We start from the raw sequence: 20,486 nt of genomic DNA, 5'->3' as shown, positions 1-20,486 counted from the left end.
GACCGGTCGCGCCCTTGCGGGATGCTTCGTTGCTCGTCCTATCGGCGCAATTCCGAAAACCTTGAGGTCGCAACATCCATGGTGGCGCGGTGCCCGTCATGCCGGAGGCAGAACGGCGGCAAGCCGGTGCGCGGGTGATAAAACGCCCGCGCCATGCACTGGGGGCGCGGGGCGTGGGGATGCACCATCGTCCATGCGGTTTCGTATTGTTTGATGGAACAACCCGGAATACTGGCATTGATGAAAGCTATTTTCATGATTGATTTCGTGGCGAGAAAATGTAGCACGAAATTGACATAGGTAACACATGAGGGTAATCGCAATAAAAAACATAACACCAGAGGCCGCCGGGCACGCGGGAATGCGACGTGCGGCGGACACGCGGCCTCGTGTGCGGAAAGGCCGCGCGGCCGGGCGATGGAGCCCGGTTGGCAGGCGGCGTGCGGCCCGCGCACTCCGTGCGCCGCAGGCCGCCGCGTGTCACAGGCCGGGGTGTGGGGCCGGGGAGGCCGGACAGGGATGCAAGCCAACGGACAATGCAAGCGCGTGGGCGTGGTGGCGCTGCTGGTGAGCAACCGCGAAGCCTGCGCGGACAAGGTCAACGCCGTGATCAGCGAGTTCGCTTCGCTGGTCATCGGGCGCATGGGGGTGCCGTATCGCGAGCGCGGAGTGGGCGTCATTTCGCTGATCGTGGACGGCACCACCGACGAACTGGGGGCGATGACGGGCAGGCTGGGGGCCATTCCCGGCGTGCGCATCAAGACGCTTCTGCTTACCGACGCGGCATGAGCCGCGCCGCCATACCGGGGAAGGAGCAGGACCATGGGCAAGGCAACGGATGCCGACAGGGACGTTTCGTGGCTTGACGACGGCTTCATCGCGGACACGCTGGCCCGCAACGCCGCCGAAGATGCGGGGAAGATACGCGAGGTTCTTGCAAAGGCCCGCGAACTGGAGGGGCTGGACCACGACGACGTGGCCGCGCTGATGCACGTGAAAAGCCCCGGCCTGATGGACGACCTGTTCGACACGGCCCGCCGGGTCAAGGAAGAAATCTACGGCAACCGGCTGGTCATGTTCGCGCCGCTGTACATCTCCAACCTGTGCGCCAACGAATGTCTGTACTGTGCGTTCCGCGCCACCAACAAGGAACTGGACCGCCGCGCCCTGTCCATGGACGAGGTGGCCGCCGAAACCCGCGTGCTGGTGCGCCAGGGCCACAAGCGGGTGCTGCTGGTGGCGGGCGAATCCTACCCCGGCGAGGGCTTCGAGTACGTGCTGAAGGCCATCGACGCCGTGTACTCGGTGCGCGAGGAAAGCGGCGAGATCCGGCGCGTCAACGTCAATGTGGCCCCGCTGACGGTGGAGGACTTCACCCGCCTGAAGGAACGCGGCATCGGCACCTACCAGTTGTTCCAGGAAACCTATCACCGGCCCACCTATACCCGCGTGCACGTGGGCGGCCTGAAGCGCGACTTCGACTGGCGCGCCTCGGCCATGGACCGGGCCATGCGCGCGGGCATCGACGACGTGGGCCTGGGCGTGCTGTACGGGCTGGCCGACTGGCGGTTCGACACCCTGGCGCTCATGAGCCACATCCGCCATCTGGAAGACCGCTTCGGCGTGGGCTGCCACACCATCAGCGTGCCGCGCATCGAGCCCGCCGTGGGCTCCGAGATGGCCAGCTGTCCGCCCAGGGCCGTGACCGACGACGATTTCCGCAAGCTGGTGGCCATTCTTCGGCTGGCCGTGCCCTACACCGGCCTGATCATGTCCACCCGCGAGAACGCCGAGGTGCGCCGCTCCACCTTCGCCCTCGGGGTGTCGCAGATATCGGCGGGCAGCCGCACCAACCCCGGCGGCTACGTCGAGGCCGAGAAGTTCGAATCCAGCCAGTTCCAGTTGGGCGACCACCGCAGCCTGTCCGAGGTGGTGGCCGACATCGGGCGGTTGGGCTACATCCCCTCGTTCTGTACCGCCTGCTACCGGCTGGGCCGCACCGGGCAGGACTTCATGGACCTCGCCAAGCCGGGCCTGATCAAGGAAAAGTGCGCCCCCAACGCCCTGTCCACCTTCCTCGAATACCTCATCGACTACGGCACCCCCACGGAACGCGAGGTGGGGCAGGGCGTCATCGCCGCCGAACTTGGCTGCATGGACGCCCGCATCCGCCGCGTGGCCGAGCGCATGCTGGACAAGGTGCAGGAAGGGCGCAGGGATGTCTTCTGCTGAACCTGTCGCATATGCAGGGCAGGACATGGCGGCCGCGCCGTCCTTGATGGACGCGGCCGCCGCCCCGCCCTCGAATGGCTGCGGGCCGCATGCCCGCGCGGCGTACGCACCCGTCCGCGCGGAACGCGACCTGCTGGGCGAGATGCCCGTGCCCGCGGATGCCTATCACGGCATCCACACCCTGCGGGCGCTGGACAATTTCGCTCTTACCGGGCGGCGCCTCCATCCGGGACTGGTGGAGGCGCTTGCCCTGGTCAAGAAGGCCTGCGCCCGCGCCAACGCCGAACTGGGCCACCTGGAACCGCGCGTGGCCGACGCCGTGTGCGCCGCCTGCGACGAAATGCTGCACGGCGGCCTTGGCGCGCACGTGCTGGTCGATGCGTTGCAGGGCGGCGCGGGCACCTCGGCCAACATGAACGTCAACGAGGTGCTGGCCAACCGGGCGGAAGAATTCATGGGCGGCATGCGGGGCGCGTACCGGCTGGTGCGTCCGCTGGACCACGTCAACCTGCACCAGTCCACCAACGACGTCTTTCCCACGGCGCTGCGCGTGGCGGCCATGCGCGGCCTGCGCGAACTGGAGAGGGCCGTGTCGGCCCTGCAACGCGCCTTCCAGGACCGCGAGCGCGACTTCGCCGGGGTGGTCAAGCTGGGCCGCACCCAGTTGCAGGACGCCGTGCCCATGACCCTGGGGGCGGAATGCTCCGCCTGGGCGGAGGCCCTTTCGCGCGACCGCTGGCGCATCTTCAAGTGCGAGGAACGGCTGCGCGTGGTCAACCTGGGCGGCACGGCGGTGGGCACGGGCATCACCGCCCCGCGCGACTACATCTTCCTGGTGGTGGAACGGCTGCGCGAGGTGACGGGACTCGGCCTCGCCCGCGCCGAAAACCTGGTGGACGCCACCCAGAACGCCGACGTGTTCGTGGAGGTTTCCGGCATCCTCAAGGCGCACGCGGTGAACCTGCTGAAGATTTCTGGCGACCTGCGGCTGCTGGCCTCCGGCCCGCGCGGGGGGCTGGGCGAACTGGCGCTGCCCGCCGTGCAGGCCGGGTCCAGCCTGATGCCCGGCAAGGTCAACCCGGTGATCTGCGAGGCCGTGGCCCAGGCGGCCATGCGCGCCCTGGGCAACGACGCGGCCCTGACCATGGCCGCGCAGGCCGGGCAGTTGGAGTTGAACGCCTTCATGCCGCTCATCGCCGACACGCTGCTGGACACCATTTCCATTCTCACCCGCGCCTGCGTCATGTTCCGCACCCGCTGCGTGGAAGGCATGCGGGCGGACGCGGCGGCCTGCGCGCGCCACGTGGACGCCTCGTGGGGCACGGTGACCGCGCTGGTGCCGGTGCTGGGCTACGAGGGGGCCACACGGCTGGTGGAAACCATGCGCGCGGAAGGCTGCGGGGTGCGCGAGGCGGCCCGGCGCACCGGCCTGCTGGACGACGCCACGCTGGACGGGCTGCTCGCTCCGGAGGCCATGGCCCGGCTGGGGCGCGCGGGTGACGGCGACGACCGGCGCAACGGGCGGGGGCGGCCATGATGCACCGCGACGAGATTCTCGGCCTGCTGTTCGAAATGCCCTTCGGGCAGCTTGCGGCCCGCGCCGACGCGGTGCGCCGCGCCGCCAAGGGCGACGTGGTGCACGTGCGCGGCATCGTGGAATTCTCCAATCATTGCATCCGGAATTGCGCCTACTGCGGGTTGCGCCGCGACAACGGGCAGGTGCGCCGCTACCGGCTGTCCCTGCCCGAGGTGATGGCCGCCGCGCGCGAGGCCGCCGAGGCCGGGGCGGATACCGTGGTGCTGCAATCGGGCGACGATTACGGCCTGCCCCCGCGCGAACTTGCGGAGATGGTCGAGGCGGTGAAGACCCGGCTCGGCCTTGCCGTCACCCTGAGCGTGGGCGAACGGCCCGCGAAGGACTACGCCCTGTGGCGCTCGGCCGGGGCGGACCGCTTTCTGATGAAGCACGAGACGGCCGATGCCCGCCTGTACGCCCGCCTGCACCCCGGCAAGACCCTGGCCCAGCGGATCGCGGCCCTGCGCCGCCTGCGCGATGCGGGCTACGAGGTGGGCAGCGGGTTCATCGTGGGGCTGCCGGGCCAGCGGCCGGAGAGCCTTGCCGACGACGTGCTGCTGGTGTGCGAACTGGCGGCCGACATGTGCGGGGCCGGGCCTTTCGTGCCCAATGGCGCGACGCCCCTGGCGGGGGCGCAGCACGGCCCGGTGGAACTGACCCTGCGCTGCATGGCGGCGCTGCGCATCGCCCGGCCCGGCCTGAACCTGCCCGCCACCACCGCCCTGGCCACCCTGGCCCCGGAAGACGGGCAACTGGCCGGGCTGCGCGCTGGCGGCAACGTGCTGATGCCCGGCTTCACCCCGGCCGCCCGCCGTGCGGACTATCACATCTACGATCACAAGCGGCGCGTGGACATGGACGACGCGCTGGACACCATCCGCCGGGCCGGGCGCGTGCCCGCCCCGGCGCAAGGAGCAAGGGCATGCAGGATACCCCCAGGGGACTGCGGCTGCACATCGGCATCTACGGCCGCCGCAACGTCGGCAAGTCGTCGCTGCTGAACGGTCTGGTGGGGCAGGGCGCGTCCATCGTCTCGGACACGCCGGGCACCACCACCGACCCCGTGGAAAAGACGCTGGAGCTGGACCCGGTCGGCCCCGTGGTGTTCATCGACACGGCGGGCATCGACGACGAGGGCGCGCTGGGCGCGCTGCGCCGCGAACGCTCGGAACGGGCGCTGGACCGCACCGACGTGGCCCTGCTGGTCACCGACGGCGCGTGGGGCAGGGACGAGGAAGCGCTGGCGGATGCGTTTACGGCCCGCAAGCTGCCGTACTTCGTGGTGGCCAACAAGGCGGACCTTGGTGCGGATGGTGCGGACGGAGCCCCCTGTGGCGCGCTGCCCGGCCACGTCAGGGAAACCCTGTCCGGGCGCGGGGTGGCCGTGGTGGCGGCCTCGGCCCTGCTGGGCCACGGGCTGGACACGGTGCGCGAGCGCATCGCCATGCTGGCCCCGGAGCACGCCATCGCCCAGCCGCACATGCTGTCCGACCTGGTGCCGCCGGGGGGGCTTGCGGTGCTGGTGGTGCCCATCGACCTCGGCGCGCCCAGGGGGCGGCTGATCCTGCCGCAGGTGCAGGCCATCCGCGACCTGCTGGACGGCGACCAGATGTGCCTGGTGGTCAAGGAACGCGAGTTGCGCGCCGCGCTGGACCGCCTGTCCGCGCCGCCCGACCTCGTGGTGTGCGACTCGCAGGTGGTGCTGAAGGCCGCGGCGGACACCCCGCCCGGCGTGCCCCTGACCACCTTTTCCATCCTCATGGCCCGGCTGAAAGGCGACCTGGTGGAACTGGCGCGCGGGGCGGCGGCCATCGAACGGCTGGGTCCCGGCGACCGCGTGTTGATCGCGGAAGCCTGCACCCACCACCCCCTGGCCGACGACATCGGCCGGGTCAAGATTCCCCGCTGGCTGCGCCAGTACGCGGGCGGCGACATCGAAATCGACGTGGCCGCCGGCAAGGAACTTTCCGACGACATGGCCGCCTATGCGCTGGTGGTGCATTGCGGCGGCTGCGTCATCAACCGGGGCAACATGCTGGCCCGGCTGCGCGCGGCGCGGCGGGCGGGGGTGCCCATGACCAACTACGGGCTTGCCATTTCGCTGACGCAAGGGGTGCTGCCCCGCGCGCTGGGACCGTTCCCGGCGGCGCTGGACGCCTTCCGCGCGGCGGCGGGGGGCTCCTGACGCCACCCCGGTGGCGGCGGGCGGTGTCGAAGCGGCACAAGGCGGCGCGGGACAAGGAGGTGTTCGGACGGCGTCGCGGGTGCCAACGACGTGATCGCAACCTTCAACCACAGGAGACGTGCAGATGAGCCGTATCGAAATGGAGAAGATCTTTTACGAAGATCACGCTCCGGACCCCAAGGCCGATCCCGACAAGCTCTTCTTCATCCAGATCGATGAATCGAAGTGCATCGGGTGCGACAGTTGCCAGCAGTACTGCCCCACGGGCGCCATCTTCGGCGACACGGGCGACGCGCACAAGATTCCCCACGAGGAATTGTGCATCAACTGCGGCCAATGTCTGACCCACTGCCCCGTGGGGGCCATCTACGAATCGCAGTCGTGGGTGACGGAGATCGACAAGCAGATCAAGGCCAAGGACGTCAAGGTCATCGCCATGCCCGCCCCCGCCGTGCGCTACGCCCTGGGCGACGCCTTCGGCCTGCCCGTGGGCACCGTGACCACCGGCAAGATGTTCTCGGCGCTCAAGGAACTGGGCTTCGACCACTGCTGGGACAACGAATTCACCGCCGACGTGACCATCTGGGAAGAAGGCACCGAATTCGTGCAGCGCCTGACCAAGAAGCTGGACAAGCCGCTGCCCCAGTTCACCTCGTGCTGCCCCGGCTGGCACAAGTACGTGGAATCGCTGTACCCGGAACTGTTCCCGCACATGTCGTCGTGCAAGTCGCCCATCGGCATGCTGGGCACGCTGGCCAAGACCTACGGCGCCGACCGCATGAAGTACGACCGGGCCAAGGTGTACACGGTGTCCATCATGCCGTGCACCGCCAAGAAGTACGAAGGCATGCGCCCGCAGCTGTGGGACAGCGGGTACAAGGACATCGACGCCACCATCGACACCCGCGAACTGGCGTACATGATCAAGAAGGCCAAGATCGACTTCGCCAAGCTGCCCGACGGCAAGCGCGACACGCTGATGGGCGAATCCACCGGCGGCGCGACCCTGTTCGGCGTCACCGGCGGCGTCATGGAAGCGGCCCTGCGCTACGCCTACCAGGCAGTCACCGGCAAGAAGCCGGAAAGCATGGACTTCAAGGGCGTGCGCGGGTTGCAGGGCGTGAAGGAAGCCACGGTGAACGTGGGCGGCGTGGACGTGAAGGTGGCCGTGGTGCACGGGGCCAAGCGCTTCCATGACGTGTGCGAACTGGTGAAGGCGGGCAAGGCCCCGTGGCACTTCATCGAGTTCATGGCCTGCCCCGGCGGCTGCGTGTGCGGCGGCGGCCAGCCGGTGATGCCCGGCGTGCTCGAAGCGGCCGACCGCAGGGTGACGCAGATGTACGCGGGCCTCAAGAAGCGCCTGGCCATGGCCAGCGCCAGCCGGGCATAGGAGGAACCACCATGCAGATCGTCAACATCACCCGGCGCGGTTTCCTGAAGGCCGCCTGCGTCGTCACCGGCGGCGCGCTGATCAGCATCCGCATGACCGGCAAGGCCGTGGCCGCCGCCAGGCAGCTCAAGGACTACATGATGGACCGCATCAACGCGGTGTACGGGGCGGACGCCAAGTTCCCGGTGCGCGCCTCGCAGGACAACGCGCAGGTCCAGAAGCTGTACAAGGACTTCCTGGGCGAACCCATGGGCCACAAGGCCGAACAACTGCTGCACACCCACTGGGTGGACCGCTCCAAGGCCATCGAGCGCATGAAGGCCGCGGGCGCGTATCCCAACCCGCGCGCCAAGGAATTCGAGGGCAACACCTACCCCTACGAATAACGGGGGAGCGGCCGCGCTGGCGCGGCACCCCGAAGCGGGCCGAGGCCCGCGCCCGTGCATGATCCGACGGCCCGCCTGCGACGAGGGGAGGAAACCCCTGACACCAAGGGCGAGGTCACGGGACGGGGGAATGCGGCGAGGGCACATGGCGGCGCAAGGGCCGGGCATCCGAAGACATCGGATGCCCGGCCCTTGCGCCGTGTGGGGGAAAAGGATGGGGTATGGCGCGGCCCGTTTCCGGAGCGCCGGGTCAGCCCTGGCGGCACCGCCCGCACACCCCGTCCAGGCGCACCTCCACGTGCTCCACGGTGACTCCGGCGGGCAGCAGGGCGGCGGCGTCCAGGGCTTCCGGCAGCGGGGGCAGGCAGGTCATCACCCCGCAGCGGGTGCACTGGAAATGGCCGTGCGGCGCGTTTTCCCCCGCCGGGGCCATACAGTGCCGGAACGCGCCGTCGGCCCCGGTGTGGCGTTGCAGGATGCCCGTCTCCACCAGCAGGTCCAGGGTACGGTACAGGGTCACCTTGTCCATGCGGGTGGTGCGGCGCACGGCGTCCAGCAGTTCCTGCGCGGCCGGGGCGTGGGGCAGGGCCGCCAGAGCCTCCAGCACGGCCACCCGGCGGGGGGTGGCCTCCAGCCCGGCCTGTTCCAGCAGGGCGCGGGCGCCTGTCGCACGGTCGGTCATGGTGATGTTCCCCGATGTTCCCGTATCCATGGGTTCAGTTCCGGCCGGATTTGCCAAGGGCCCGGCGCAGCGCGCCCGCGCCGGACACGGCCATGAACCCGGCCGAGGCCACGGCGATGATGGCCGCGCCCGAGGTCACGTCCCAGCGGTAGGCCAGGGCCAGCCCGCCCACGCAGAACGCGGTGCTCCACGCCGTGGCGGCGGCCATCATGGACGGCAGCGACCGGGCGGAGCGCGCCGCGATGAACGGCGGGATGGTCAGCAGGGCCATGACCAGCACGAGGCCCACCACGCGGATCAGCATCACCACGCCCACCGCCGTCATGCCCACTACCAGATAGTGCGCGGTGCGCACCGGCAGGCCGCGCGCTTCCGCGAATTCGCGGTCGAAGGACGTCACCAGCAGGGTCTGGTGGCACAGGGCCACCACGGCCAGCAGCGCCGCGTCCAGCGCGGCCATCAGGTACAGGTCGGTGACCGGCACGGCCAGGATGGACCCGAACAGGAAGCTCATCAGGTCGGCCTTGTAGCCGGGGGTAAGGTCGATGAGGATGATGCCGAAGGCCATGCCCGCCGCCCACAGCACGCCGATGGCCGTGTCGGCCTTTTCCGGCCGCTTCAGGGCCACCCCGGCCATGAGCATGGACGAGGCCACGGAAAAGCCGATGGCGCTGGGCAGCACCGGCCAGCCGTAGTGGAAGGCCAGCCCCACGCCGCCGTAGGCCGCGTGAGACACGCCGCCCGCCAGGAACACCAGCCGGTTCACCACCACCAGGGTGCCGATGACCCCGCAGGCGATGCTGGCCAACAGAGAGGCGGCCAGGGCCTGCTGCATGAAGTCGTAGGAGAGCGCGTGGAGCATCAGGCGTCCTTTGCGGCCGGGCGGGTGGAGGCGGCCGGGTGATCCGGGGCGTCCGGAGGGGCGGGGGGCGTGGCGGCGGCGGAAGGCGGCAGATCGTCCATGCGCGGCAGCACCGGGAACAGCCCGGAGACGGAAGAGATGAACGCCCCCATGGGGCAGGTCTTTTCGTGGTGGCCGTAGAGCATGGCGAGCATGTCCGGGGTCAGCCCCGCGCCCCGGCTGTGCACCAGGGTGCGGTTGACGAAGGCCACGTTGGAGAAGGTGGAGGTGGCGATGGACAGGTCGTGGCTGACCACCACCAGGGTGTGCGGGCCGCGCAGGGTGCCCAGGAATTCGAAGAAGCAGAACGAGCCCTGCGGGTCGATGGAGGCGGTGGGCTCGTCCAGCAGCAGCAGTTCCGGCTGGGCCATCAGGGCGCGGGCCACCACGGCCCGCTGGCGCTGGCCGCCGGAAAGCTCGCCCACCATGCGCCGTTCCATGCCGGAAAGGCCCACCTGGTCCAGCGCTTCCCGCGCGCGGTCCACGGATGCGGCGTCGCGCGACCAGTGGCGGCCGAAGAGACCGCGCCGGGTGCCCGCAAGGCCCATCAGCACCACGTCCAGCACGGTGACGGGAAAGTCCAGCCGGGCCGTGGAATACTGCGGCACGTAGCCGATGCGCGGCAGCGCCGCGCGCGGCGGGCCGCCGAAGACCTCCACGCTGCCGGAACGCGGCGCCAGCAGCCCCAGCAGCAGCTTGAGCAGGGTGGTCTTGCCGCCGCCGTTGGGGCCGAGCACGGCCAGGAATTCGCCGCGTTCCACGGTAAGGTCCACGTGGTCCAGCACCGGGTCGTCGCCGTAGGCGAAGCACAGGCCGCGCACGGCGATGACCGGTTCGTGTGGTGTATGCGGCGCGCCCGGAGTGGCGGGCGCGCTGGCGGGCATGTGCATGCGTGTCTACTTGTTCAGGGTTTTGGCCATGGCCTCGGCCACGCGGCGGATGTTGGCGGCCCAGTCCCCGGCCAGCGGGTCGGCCTCGATGAGCGTGGCCCCCACGTTGCGGGCGATGGTTTCCGCGCCGCGCTTCGAGAATTGCGGCTGGACGAAGATGGCCTCGATCCCTTCCTTCTTGGCGAACTCCACGATGCGGGTCAATTGCTTTGGCCCCGGTTCGCGGCCTTCCACCTCTATGGCGATTTCACGCAGGTTGTAGTTGTGGGCGAAGTAGCTCCACGCCGGGTGAAAGACCATGAAGCGGCGGCGGTTTTCGGGCACGTTCTCGAACAGGCCGTTGATGTGCAGGTCCAGTTCGTCCAGTTCGCGCACGAAGGCGTCGTGGTTGGCGCGGTACAGGGGGGCGTGGGCCGGGTCGGCCTTGACCAGCGCGGCCTTGATGGAACCGGCCATCATCTTCACCAGCGCCGGGGACAGCCAGATGTGCGGGTCGCCGCCGTCGTGGTCGTGGTGGTGGCCTTCGGCGGCCTCGGCGTGGTGGTCGTCCTTGTCGTGGTCGGCGTCATGGTCGGCGTCGTGATCGCCGTCATGGCCGTGGTTTTCATCCAGGAAGTGCTCGTCCTGCGGCAAGAGGTCGATGCCCTTTTCCAGGCGCACCATGGTCATGTCCTTGCCGCCCGCCGCCGTGATGCGTTCCAGCCAGGCTTTTTCGAAGGGCACGCCGATGGTCATGTACAGTTTGGCCCCGGCAAGCCCGCGCATCTGGCTGGGCTTGGGCTCGTAGGTGTGCGGGTCCGCGCCGGGGGGCACCATCACCGTGACCTCGGCCAGGTCGCCCGCGATGCGCTGGACGAAATATTTCTGCGGCAGGATGCTGACCGCCACCTGCACGGGGGCAGCGGCGCTGGCGGGCGCAACGGCGGGGGAACCGGGCGCGGCAAGCAGGCAGGACAGCGAGAGCAGGGCGAACAACTGCGTGATGGCTTTCGGAAGGGCGAAGCGGATGGTCATGGCGCCTCCGGAGATGGGAACGGGGCTGAAGGGTTGAAAATGCAACTCGGTTGCATTTGAGCCGTGTAATCTTCCGGCCGGGTGCTGTCAATGCACCGGGCGAGGGGACGGGAAAAGGCGTTTCGCGGCGGTGCGGGCACGCATCTGTCCGTGCGCCACGTTCGCCCGCGCGCCCCGTTGGCCCCCGCGCGCACCGGTTCCGCCACGCCGTCCCGGCGGCCGGAGCGCCCTTGGCGAGCAGGGGGAAATGCAGTATGAACCGTCAATTCGGCCTGCGCCGTTTGGATACCGCCGGGCCGTCCATCCTCAGGGACCATTCATGACCATCGAACGCAGGCGGACCCGAGAGGTCCGCATCGGCTCCGTGCGCATCGGGGGGGACAACCCCGTTGTCGTGCAGAGCATGACCAATACCGACACCCGCGACGTGGACGCCACGGTGGCGCAGGTCCGCGCGCTGGCCGCCGTGGGGTGCGAGGTGGTGCGTCTTGCCGTGCTGAACGAGGCGGCGGCGGCGGCCATCGGCCCCATCCGCGCGGCCTCGCCCGTGCCGCTGGTGGCGGACATCCACTTCGACCACCGCCTGGCCGTGGCCGCGTTGGAGGCAGGCGTGGACGCCCTGCGCATCAACCCCGGCAACATCGGGGGCGAGGCCAACGTGGCTCGTGTGGTGGACGCGGCCCGCGCGCGCGGCGCGTGCATCCGGGTGGGGGTCAATTCCGGCTCGGTGGAAAAACACCTGCTGGAACGTTTCGGCGGGCCCACGCCGGAAGCCATGGTGGAAAGCGCCCTCGGCCACGTGCGCATGCTGGAGGACCGGGGCTTCGGCGACATCAAGATATCGCTCAAGTCCTCGTCGGTGCTGCACACCATCGACGCCTACCGCGTACTGGCGGACCGTTGCGACTACCCCCTGCACATCGGCGTGACCGAGGCGGGCACCATGCTGCGCGGGTCCGTCAAGTCGTCGGTGGGCCTCGGGGTGCTGCTGTGGCTGGGCATCGGCGACACGCTACGCGTCTCGCTGACCAGCGACCCGGTGGAGGAAATGCCCGTGGCGTGGGAAATCCTGCGTTCGCTGGGGCTGCGCCACCGGGGGCCGGAGATCATCTCCTGCCCGACCTGCGGCCGCACGGAGATCGGCCTCATCAACCTCGCGCAGGAGGTGGAGCGCCGCCTGGCGGGCGAGACGGAGAACTTCAAGGTGGCCGTCATGGGCTGCGCCGTCAACGGCCCCGGCGAGGCGCGCGAGGCCGACATCGGCATCGCGGGCGGGCGCGACAAGGGCATCATCTTCCGCAAGGGAGAAATCATACGGACCGTCAAGGGCGGCGCGAATCTGCTCGCCGCCTTCATGGAAGAACTCGATACGTTCCTTGCCGAACGCAAGGCAGCCAGAAAGGACAGCTGATGCGCTGGAGCAATTGCTACATCCCTACCCTGAAGGAAGCCCCGGCCGACGCCGAGGTGGTCAGCCACAAGCTGCTCACCCGCGCGGGCATGATCCGCAAGCTCACCTCGGGCATCTACATCTACATGCCGCTGGGCCTGCGGGCCATCGAGAAGACCGCCGCCATCGTGCGCGAGGAAATGAACCGCGCGGGCGCGCTGGAACTTTCCATGCCCATGGTGCAGCCCGCCGACCTGTGGCAGGAATCGGGCCGCTGGGAATTCTACGGCAAGGAACTGCTGCGCTTCCAGGACCGCAACGGCCGCGACTACTGCCTCGGCCCCACGCACGAGGAGGTCATCACCGACCTCGTGCGCGGCGAGGTGCGCTCGTACCGCCAGCTGCCGCTGAACCTGTACCAGATCCAGACCAAGTTCCGCGACGAGATCCGCCCGCGCTTCGGCCTGATGCGCGGCCGCGAGTTCATCATGAAGGACGCCTACTCCTTCGACCGTGACGAGGCGGGCGCCGACAAGAGCTATTGGGCCATGTACGAGGCGTACCAGCAGGTGTTCAAGCGCCTGGGCCTGCGCTTCCGCGCCGTGGAGGCGGATTCCGGCTCCATCGGCGGCAGCTTCTCGCATGAATTCATGGTGCTGGCCGACACCGGCGAGGACACCATCGCCGCCTGCACCGCCTGTGCCTACGCCGCCAACGTGGAGCGCGCCGAAGTGGCGGCCCCGCCCGCACCGTCCGCGCTGCCCGCCATCGGTGCCATCGAGGAAGTGGCCACCCCCGGCAAGCACACCGTGGAAGACGTGTGCGCCTTCCTGAAGGTGCCGCCGTCCGAACTGGTCAAGACGCTGATCTTCGTGGCCGACGGCACGCCCGTGGCCGCTCTGGTGCGCGGCGACCGCGAACTGAACGACGTGAAACTGAAGAACCTGCTCAAGTGCGACGAACTGGACCTGGCCGCGCCCGAACTGGTGCAGCAGGTCACCAACGCGCCCGTGGGCTTTGCCGGTCCCGTGGGCCTGAACGTGGAGCGCGTCTTCGCCGACCACGAACTGCTGGCCGCCGACGGCTGGATCACCGGGGCCAACAAGGGCGATGCGCACCTGCGCAACGTCAGCCTGCCGCGCGACGCCAAGATCGAACGCTACGCCGACCTGCGCGTGATCACCCCGGCCGACGCCTGTCCGCGCTGCGGCGGGGCCATCGAGCTCACGCGCGGCATCGAGGTGGGCCACGTCTTCAAGCTGGGCACCAAGTACAGCGAACCGCTGAAGTGCACCTTCCTTGACGAGGACGGCAAGGAAAAGGTCATGGTCATGGGCTGCTACGGCATCGGCGTGTCGCGTGTCGTCGCCTCGTGCATCGAGCAGAACCACGACGCCGACGGCATCGTCTTTCCGCCGCCCATCGCCCCGTACGAAGCCGTGCTGTGCTGTCTGGACCCCAAGAACGGCGAAACCCTGGGCAAGGCCGAGGAATTCTACGCCGAACTCAAGGCCCAGGGCGTGGACGTCATCCTCGACGACCGCGACGAGCGCCCCGGCGTTAAGTTCAAGGATGCCGACCTCGTGGGCATGCCCCTGCAACTGGTCGTCGGCGGCAAGGGCCTGGCCCGAGGCATCGTGGAAGCCAAGGACCGCCGCACCGGCGAAAAGACCGAACTGCCTGTGGACGGCTTCGCCGAAGCCTTCCGCGTCTGGCGCGCCGCCGTGCGCGCGGGCTGGGGGCTGTGAGGGAATCAGGCTATGAAGAATTTCCGGGGAGGGGACCCTTTAAAAAGGGTCTCCCTCCCCGGACCCCTCCCCCCCAAATTTTTTAATTGACCTGCCGTACCCCAAAAGGGGGTGCAGGGGGCATGGCCCCCTGCCCGCCGGAGGCGCATAAAAAACCTCGCGCACCATGAGCACCATCTACACCGTGGGTGAATTGACCCGGGCCATCCGGGCCGCCGTGGAGGGCGGATTTCCCTTTGTGTGGGTGCGCGGGCAGGTGAGCAACCTGTCGCGCCCGGCCTCGGGGCATTGCTATTTCGCGCTCAAGGACGAGGATGCGGTACTCAACTGCGTGTGGTTCCGGGGCAACCAGCGCGACGCGGAGCACTTCGACCCCATGACCGGCGAGGTGTTCGAGGACGGGCCGCGCCCCGGCCTTGCGCGCACCATGGCCAACGGGCAGGAATTGCTCTGCGCGGGACGGCTGACGGTGTACCCGCCGCGCGGCGGCTACCAACTGGTGGTCGAGATGGCCCAGGACGCGGGCCTGGGGCGGCTGCACGCGCAGTTCGAGGCATTGAAGGCCCGCCTTGCGGAGCGGGGATATTTCGACGCGGCGCGCAAGCGGCCGCTGCCGCGCCACCCCCGGCGGGTGGCGGTGGTCACTGCCCCGACCGGGGCGGCCATCCGCGACTTTTTGCGCATGGCGGACGAGCGCGGCTGGGGCTGCGAGATACGGATTCACCCGGTGCCGGTGCAGGGCGACGAGGCCCCGCCGCGCATCGAGGCCGCGCTGGCCGACGTGGCGGCGCAGGGCTGGGCGCAGGTGGCGGTGCTGATCCGGGGCGGCGGCTCGCTGGAAGACCTGTGGGCTTTCAACGACGAGCGGGTGGCCACGGCGGTGTTCGCCAGCCCGCTGCCCGTGCTGGCGGGCATCGGCCACGAGGTGGACCACACCATGGCAGACATGACCGCCGACGTGCGCGCGGCCACGCCCACCCATGCGGCGCAGCTGCTGTGGCCGGAACGGCGCGAACTGGCGCAGCGCGTGGACGAACTGGAAATGGTCCTGACGCGGGGCATGGAGCGCCGCTTTGCCCGGCTGGACGAACAGTTGGGCGCCCTGATGCGCGGGCTGGCCTGGCTTTCGCCGGAACGGGCGCTGGCCCGGCTGGACGAGCGCTTTGCCGACGCGGCGGCCCGCCTGTGCCGGGCGTGGGATGCGCTGGCGCAACGGAACGCGGCGCGGCTGGACGCGGCGGACGCGGCCTTGGCCCGCGCCATGGGGCCGGAGACGTGGGAACGGCGCGAACGGGCCGTGGATGCACTGGAATCGCGCCTGCGCTGGGCGGGCGAGCGCGCGGTGACCGGGCGCGAGCACGAACTTGAGCGCTGCGCCTTGCGGCTGGATGCGCTGGATCCGTTGCGCCCGCTGGAGCGTGGATACAGCTTGGTGCGCCGGGCCGACGGCGGCTTTCTGCGCAGCGTGGCCGAGGTGACGCCCGGCGATGCGCTGGCCGTGCTGGTGCGCGACGGCGAGGTGGACGTGACCGTGCGCGGCGCGCGCGCCGGCGGGATGGAAGGGCAGGGCGGCGCAACGGGGAACGACGGCAATGCCGCAACGGACGCCATGGAGCGGCCCGCCGGAGAGATTTCGTGATGCAGTGGTTTTCGAACGTCATTGGTGCCGGGCAGGGCGGCGCGGGGGGCGTGCGCCTGTTGTCGATGCTGACGGCCTGCTGGTGTCTTGCCATTTCGCTGTTCGCGTTGGCATTGCCCGCATCCGCGCATGCGGCGGTGCTGTCCTTGGACGCGCCGGAATCCACCGGCGACGGCAAGCCCTTCGTGGTCACAGTGACGGCGGACGGTCCGGGCGACGTGGTGCTGGACTGGCGCGGCCAGGCCGTCACCGTGCCCGTGGCGGCCGACGCCTCGGGGGCCGGGCGAACCTCCACATGGACCGGGCAGGCCATCCTGGCCGTGCCGCTGGATGCGAAGCCGGGCAGGGAAACGCTGCGCGCCCGCGCCGCCGGGCAGCCCAAGGCTGCGCCCGGCGTCACCCGCGCCATCGCCGTGGTCCGCGCCGCCTATCCGGAACAGCGCCTGACCGTGGAGGGCAAGTACGTCAACCCGGACAAGGCCGCGCTGGACAGGCACGAGGCGGAGCGCGCCCGGGTGAAGGCCGCCCTGGCCCTGCGCACCCCGGAACGGTTGTGGGCGCTGCCCATGGCTCGGCCCGTGCCGGGCGAGGTATCCAGCCTGTTCGGCCTGCGCCGGGTGTTCAACGGCGAACCGCGCGCGCCGCATCGCGGGCTGGACCTGCGCGGCGCGGCGGGCGAGCCGGTGGCGGCCTGCGCGTCCGGGCGGGTGGTGCTGGCCGAGAATCATTATTTCGCGGGCAATTCCGTGTACATCGACCACGGCATGGGCGTGGTGAGCATGTATTTCCATCTTTCGGCCATGGACGTGGCCCCCGGCCAGATGGTGGCGCGGGGCCAGGTCATCGGCCGGGTGGGCAGCACGGGCCGGGTCACCGGGCCGCACCTGCATTTCGGCATGGCGGTGCTTGGCGACATGGTGGACCCTCAGGTATTGCTGGAAAACGCGCCCGGCAGCACGGGTGCGACCACACGGGAGTAACGCATGGCCGCGCGCGCACGGAAGAATGCGGGGGGCGACGCCCCCGGCAGCGTCAAGGAACTCGGGGAACAGGTGGACTACGAGGCCGCCATGGCCCGCCTGCAGGAAGTGGTGGCCGCGCTGGAAGCGGGCGACCTGCCGCTGGAGCGCGGCGTGGCCCTGTACAAGGAAGGGCTGGGCCTGTCCCGCGCCTGCCGCGAACGGCTGCGCACGGCCCGCAACGAGATACGCCTGTTCACCGAAGGCGGCCTGTCCGATTTTCAAGGGATGGAAGGGGTGGGGGACGATGCTGACGCCGAGTGAGATCAAGGCCCGTCTGCGCGACGAGGCCGCCGGGGTGGAACGCCACTTGGCCGCGTGTCTGGCCGACAGGGGCATTCCCGCGCGGTTGCGCGCGGCCATGGAATACAGCCTGAACGCGGGCGGCAAGCGGGTACGCCCGGTGCTGTGCCTGACCGCCGCCGCGCTGTTCGGCCTGCCCGCGCACCGGGTGATGCCCTTTGCCGCCGCCATCGAGATGATCCACACCTATTCGCTCATCCACGACGACCTGCCCGCCATGGACGACGACGACCTGCGGCGCGGCAAGCCCTCGAACCACAAGATGTTCGACGAGGCCACGGCCATCCTGGCCGGTGACGGCCTGCTCACCGACGCCTTCGATTTCATGGCGGGAGTCGGGACGAATGCCGGTGACGAGGGCGGCGGCAATGCCTCCGCCATCCCCGCCGCCAACGTGCTGGCCGCCCTGCGCGTGGTGGCCCGCGCCGCCGGAGCCCCCGGCATGGTGGGCGGGCAGGCGCTGGACATGGAATACACCGGCCGCGCGGGCGTGACCCTGGAGGAAATGGCCGCCATGCACGCCATGAAGACCGGGGCGCTGCTGCGCGCCTCGTGCCTGTCCGGGGCGCTGCTGGCGGGCGCCGACGCTGACGCCCAGGCCCGCATCGCCGACTACGGCGCGCACATCGGCGCGGCCTTCCAGATCGTGGACGACATCCTCGACGAGGTGGGCGACGAGGCGGAAATCGGCAAGCCCGTGGGCAGCGACGCGGAGCAGGGCAAGACCACCTATCCTTCGCTGCTGGGCATCGAGCGCAGCCGCGCCCTGGCCCGCGAACGGGCCGACGCCGCCATCGAGCGGTTGGCCCCCTTCCGTGGGCCGGACGCCGATTTCCTGCGCAGCCTGGCCAGCTACATCGTGGACCGCGCCTCCTAGCGTCCGCCCGCAACGCACAGCATCACCGGACGCGCCCCGCGCGGCCCGATAACGGATACCCACGCATGACCGAGCAGCTACCGCCCTCGCTTTCTCTCCAAGGGCAGCTTGTTGGCACGCCCCTTCTGGATTCCATCGCCAGCCCGCGCGACGTGGCCGGACTGGGGCCCGAAAAGGTGCAGCAACTGGCCGACGAACTGCGCCAGCGCATCATCGCCACCGTATCCCGCAACGGCGGACACCTTGCGCCCTCGCTGGGGGTGGTGGAACTGACCATCGCCCTGCTGACCTCGTTCGACGCCGACCGCGACAAGGTCATCTGGGACGTGGGGCACCAAGCCTACGCCTGGAAGCTGCTGACGGGCCGGGCGGGCGATTTCCATACCCTGCGGCGCATGGGGGGCGTCAGCGGCTTTCCCAAGATGGCGGAAAGTCCCTACGACCACTTCGGGGTGGGGCATTCCTCCACGTCCATCTCCGCCGCGCTGGGCATGGCCATGGCCCGCGATCTGGCCGGGGAAAAGCACGACGTGGTGGCCGTCATCGGCGACGGCTCCATGACGGCGGGACTGGCCTTCGAAGGCTTGAACCAGGCCGGGGCCATGGACCGCAAGCTCATCGTCGTGCTGAACGACAACGAGATGTCCATCTCCAAGAACGTGGGGGCGCTGTCGCTGTTCCTCAGCCGCAACCTGTCCAAGCGCTGGGTGCGCCGCATGAAGAAGGACATGGAAACCTTCATGCGTTCCATCCCCGGCATCGGCGAGGACATGCTGGCCTACGCCAAGCGCAGCGAGCACAGCCTGAAGGGCTTCTTCACGCCGGGCATGCTGTTCGAGGCGTTCGGGTTCAACTACATCGGCCCGGTGAACGGACATGACGTCAAGGCGCTGACCCGCACCTTCGACATGGCCCGCACCCTGGACGAGCCGGTGCTGCTGCACGTGCTGACCCGCAAGGGCAAGGGCTACGCCCCGGCGGAGACCAACCCCACCCACTTCCACGGGGTGGGCCGCTTCGAGCCGGAAACGGGCAAGGCCGCCAAGCTGGCCGACGCCCCGGCGCTGCCCAGCTTCACCGACGTGTTCGGAGAAACCCTGTGCATGCTGGCCGACGAGGACGCGCGGGTCATGGCCATCACCGCCGCCATGCCCGAGGGCACCGGCACCAGCTGTTTCTGTACGCGCCACCCCGAGCGGTTCGTGGACGTGGGCATCTGCGAGCAGCACGCGGTGACCTTTGCCGCAGGGCTGGCCACGCAGGGGCTGCGGCCGTTCGTGGCCATCTATTCCACCTTCCTGCAACGCTCGTACGACCAGGTGGTGCACGACGTGTGCATCCAGAACCTGCCGGTGGTCTTCTGCGTGGACCGCGCCGGGCTGGTGGGCGAGGACGGCCCCACCCACCACGGGGTGTTCGACCTGTCCTACCTGAGGCACATCCCCAACATGCACATCCTGGCCCCGCGCGACGAGGCGCAACTGCGCCACGCCATGCGCACCGCCCTGGCCTTGGATGGGCCGGTGGCCGTGCGCTATCCGCGCGGCGTGGGCACGGGGGTCGCTCTGCCCCCGCGCGGAGAGGTGTTGCCCCTTGGCCGGGGCGAGGTGCTGAAGGAGGGCGAAGGGCTTGCCGTCATCGCCTGCGGCAGCCGGGTGGCCCCGGCGCTGGAGGCGGCGGAGCGGGTGGGGGAAGAGTCCGGCCGCCAGGTCACCGTGTTCGATGCGGTGTGGGCCAAACCCCTTCCTGCGGACCAACTGCTGGAACTGGCCGCCACCCACGACGCGCTGCTGCTCATCGAGGAGAACGCCCTGGCGGGCGGCTTCACCTCCGCCGTGCTGGAATGTCTGGCCGACCGGGGGGCGTTGCGCGGGCAGGCCATCCGCAGGCTGGGCGTGCCCGACCACTTCGTGGAGCATGGCAGCCAGAAGGAACTGCGGGCCAAGCTCGGCTTGTGCGTGGACGGGATTGAAGAAACCCTGCGGGACATGCTGGGGCTGGAGTAGGGGCCGTTTCCAAATTGTCCTTTCGCCCGTTGGCTTCGTCAAACTTCGCCTGCCATATCGGTCGAATACGAGAAGAGTATGCTCCCTCATGGCAGGCTCGTTTTCCTTGCCGACGAACGAAAATCCTAATTTGGAAACAGCCCTTGGGCCGTGCCCCACAGGTGGGGGGCGGGGCATACGAAATGAATGCGGCGGCGGGAGGTGTCTCCCGCCGCCGCTCGTCTTTTCGTCCGGTTGCGGCGGAACCG

The 20,486-nt window shown here is 69.5% G+C and carries 19 protein-coding genes; 14 read left to right on the top strand and 5 right to left on the bottom strand.

Annotated features, from left to right (window positions below; all coding sequences use genetic code 11):
* Positions 1-38: 38 nt before the first annotated feature.
* Positions 39-257: a hypothetical protein gene (locus ACR4XJ_RS11625; RefSeq protein ID WP_434755373.1), complete on the bottom strand. Its 219-nt coding sequence runs from the start codon at positions 255-257 to the stop codon at positions 39-41.
* Positions 258-519: 262 nt separating this feature from the next.
* On the opposite strand from ACR4XJ_RS11625, the gene ACR4XJ_RS11620 reads away from it, so the two are divergent.
* From ACR4XJ_RS11620 to ACR4XJ_RS11590, 7 genes are all read left to right on the top strand, one after another.
* Positions 520-789: a TM1266 family iron-only hydrogenase system putative regulator gene (locus ACR4XJ_RS11620; protein WP_333507065.1), complete on the top strand. Its 270-nt coding sequence runs from the start codon at positions 520-522 to the stop codon at positions 787-789.
* Between the two features lie 33 nt (positions 790-822).
* A complete protein-coding gene (gene hydG, locus ACR4XJ_RS11615) occupies positions 823-2,232 on the top strand; it encodes a [FeFe] hydrogenase H-cluster radical SAM maturase HydG (protein ID WP_434755372.1) in 1,410 nt (469 codons plus the stop codon).
* Positions 2,233-2,257: 25 nt separating this feature from the next.
* Positions 2,258-3,769, top strand: a complete 1,512-nt coding sequence (locus tag ACR4XJ_RS11610; RefSeq protein ID WP_434755371.1) for an aspartate ammonia-lyase — start codon at positions 2,258-2,260, stop codon at positions 3,767-3,769.
* A complete protein-coding gene (gene hydE, locus ACR4XJ_RS11605; RefSeq protein WP_434755370.1) occupies positions 3,766-4,809 on the top strand; it encodes a [FeFe] hydrogenase H-cluster radical SAM maturase HydE in 1,044 nt (347 codons plus the stop codon). The genes ACR4XJ_RS11610 and hydE overlap by 4 nt, the downstream gene beginning before the upstream one ends.
* The gene (gene hydF, locus ACR4XJ_RS11600; protein ID WP_434755369.1) at positions 4,731-5,993 is read left to right on the top strand and encodes a [FeFe] hydrogenase H-cluster maturation GTPase HydF; all 1,263 of its coding nucleotides are present in this window, start codon (positions 4,731-4,733) and stop codon (positions 5,991-5,993) included. Before hydE ends, hydF begins: the two co-directional genes overlap by 79 nt.
* A 124-nt stretch (positions 5,994-6,117) precedes the next feature.
* Entirely contained in the window at positions 6,118-7,383 is a 1,266-nt protein-coding gene (locus tag ACR4XJ_RS11595; RefSeq protein WP_434755368.1) for a [FeFe] hydrogenase, group A, read from the top strand.
* Positions 7,384-7,394: 11 nt separating this feature from the next.
* Entirely contained in the window at positions 7,395-7,769 is a 375-nt protein-coding gene (locus ACR4XJ_RS11590; RefSeq protein WP_434755367.1) for an iron hydrogenase small subunit, read from the top strand.
* Positions 7,770-8,019: 250 nt separating this feature from the next.
* Here ACR4XJ_RS11590 and ACR4XJ_RS11585 read toward each other — a convergent pair whose 3' ends face one another.
* Genes ACR4XJ_RS11585 through ACR4XJ_RS11570 form a run of 4 tightly spaced genes read right to left on the bottom strand, consistent with a single transcriptional unit; the run spans position 8,020 to position 11,256 of the window.
* Positions 8,020-8,481 carry a Fur family transcriptional regulator gene (locus ACR4XJ_RS11585; protein ID WP_434755366.1) on the bottom strand — a complete coding sequence of 154 codons (462 nt, stop codon included), beginning with the start codon at positions 8,479-8,481 and terminating at the stop codon, positions 8,020-8,022.
* Positions 8,482-8,485: 4 nt separating this feature from the next.
* Positions 8,486-9,313: a metal ABC transporter permease gene (locus tag ACR4XJ_RS11580; protein ID WP_434755365.1), complete on the bottom strand. Its 828-nt coding sequence runs from the start codon at positions 9,311-9,313 to the stop codon at positions 8,486-8,488.
* Positions 9,313-10,242: a metal ABC transporter ATP-binding protein gene (locus ACR4XJ_RS11575; protein ID WP_434755364.1), complete on the bottom strand. Its 930-nt coding sequence runs from the start codon at positions 10,240-10,242 to the stop codon at positions 9,313-9,315. The genes ACR4XJ_RS11580 and ACR4XJ_RS11575 overlap by 1 nt, the downstream gene beginning before the upstream one ends.
* 6 nt (positions 10,243-10,248) lie before the next feature.
* Positions 10,249-11,256, bottom strand: a complete 1,008-nt coding sequence (locus tag ACR4XJ_RS11570) for a metal ABC transporter solute-binding protein, Zn/Mn family (protein ID WP_434755363.1) — start codon at positions 11,254-11,256, stop codon at positions 10,249-10,251.
* Positions 11,257-11,575: 319 nt separating this feature from the next.
* On the opposite strand from ACR4XJ_RS11570, the gene ispG reads away from it, so the two are divergent.
* From ispG to dxs, 7 genes are all read left to right on the top strand, one after another.
* Positions 11,576-12,667: a flavodoxin-dependent (E)-4-hydroxy-3-methylbut-2-enyl-diphosphate synthase gene (ispG, locus tag ACR4XJ_RS11565; RefSeq protein WP_434755362.1), complete on the top strand. Its 1,092-nt coding sequence runs from the start codon at positions 11,576-11,578 to the stop codon at positions 12,665-12,667.
* Positions 12,667-14,394, top strand: coding sequence for a proline--tRNA ligase (locus ACR4XJ_RS11560; protein WP_434755361.1), 1,728 nt, complete (start codon positions 12,667-12,669; stop codon positions 14,392-14,394). Before ispG ends, ACR4XJ_RS11560 begins: the two co-directional genes overlap by 1 nt.
* Before the next feature lie 166 nt (positions 14,395-14,560).
* Positions 14,561-16,033, top strand: coding sequence for an exodeoxyribonuclease VII large subunit (xseA, locus tag ACR4XJ_RS11555; protein ID WP_434755360.1), 1,473 nt, complete (start codon positions 14,561-14,563; stop codon positions 16,031-16,033).
* The gene (locus ACR4XJ_RS11550) at positions 16,033-17,013 is read left to right on the top strand and encodes a M23 family metallopeptidase (protein WP_434755359.1); all 981 of its coding nucleotides are present in this window, start codon (positions 16,033-16,035) and stop codon (positions 17,011-17,013) included. The genes xseA and ACR4XJ_RS11550 overlap by 1 nt, the downstream gene beginning before the upstream one ends.
* A 3-nt stretch (positions 17,014-17,016) precedes the next feature.
* On the top strand, positions 17,017-17,316 hold the full coding sequence (locus ACR4XJ_RS11545; protein ID WP_434755358.1) for an exodeoxyribonuclease VII small subunit: 300 nt from the start codon (positions 17,017-17,019) through the stop codon (positions 17,314-17,316).
* Positions 17,300-18,232, top strand: a complete 933-nt coding sequence (locus ACR4XJ_RS11540; protein ID WP_434755357.1) for a polyprenyl synthetase family protein — start codon at positions 17,300-17,302, stop codon at positions 18,230-18,232. Before ACR4XJ_RS11545 ends, ACR4XJ_RS11540 begins: the two co-directional genes overlap by 17 nt.
* A gap of 65 nt (positions 18,233-18,297) precedes the next feature.
* A complete protein-coding gene (dxs, locus tag ACR4XJ_RS11535; protein ID WP_434755356.1) occupies positions 18,298-20,238 on the top strand; it encodes a 1-deoxy-D-xylulose-5-phosphate synthase in 1,941 nt (646 codons plus the stop codon).
* Positions 20,239-20,486 lie beyond the last annotated feature (248 nt).

Origin of the sequence: Nitratidesulfovibrio sp. D1 (assembly GCF_051133415.1) — a bacterium.
Taxonomy (GTDB): Bacteria; Desulfobacterota; Desulfovibrionia; order Desulfovibrionales; family Desulfovibrionaceae; genus Cupidesulfovibrio.
Note: the sequence above shows the minus strand (reverse complement) of the source record. Positions and strands in the feature narration are given on the sequence as shown.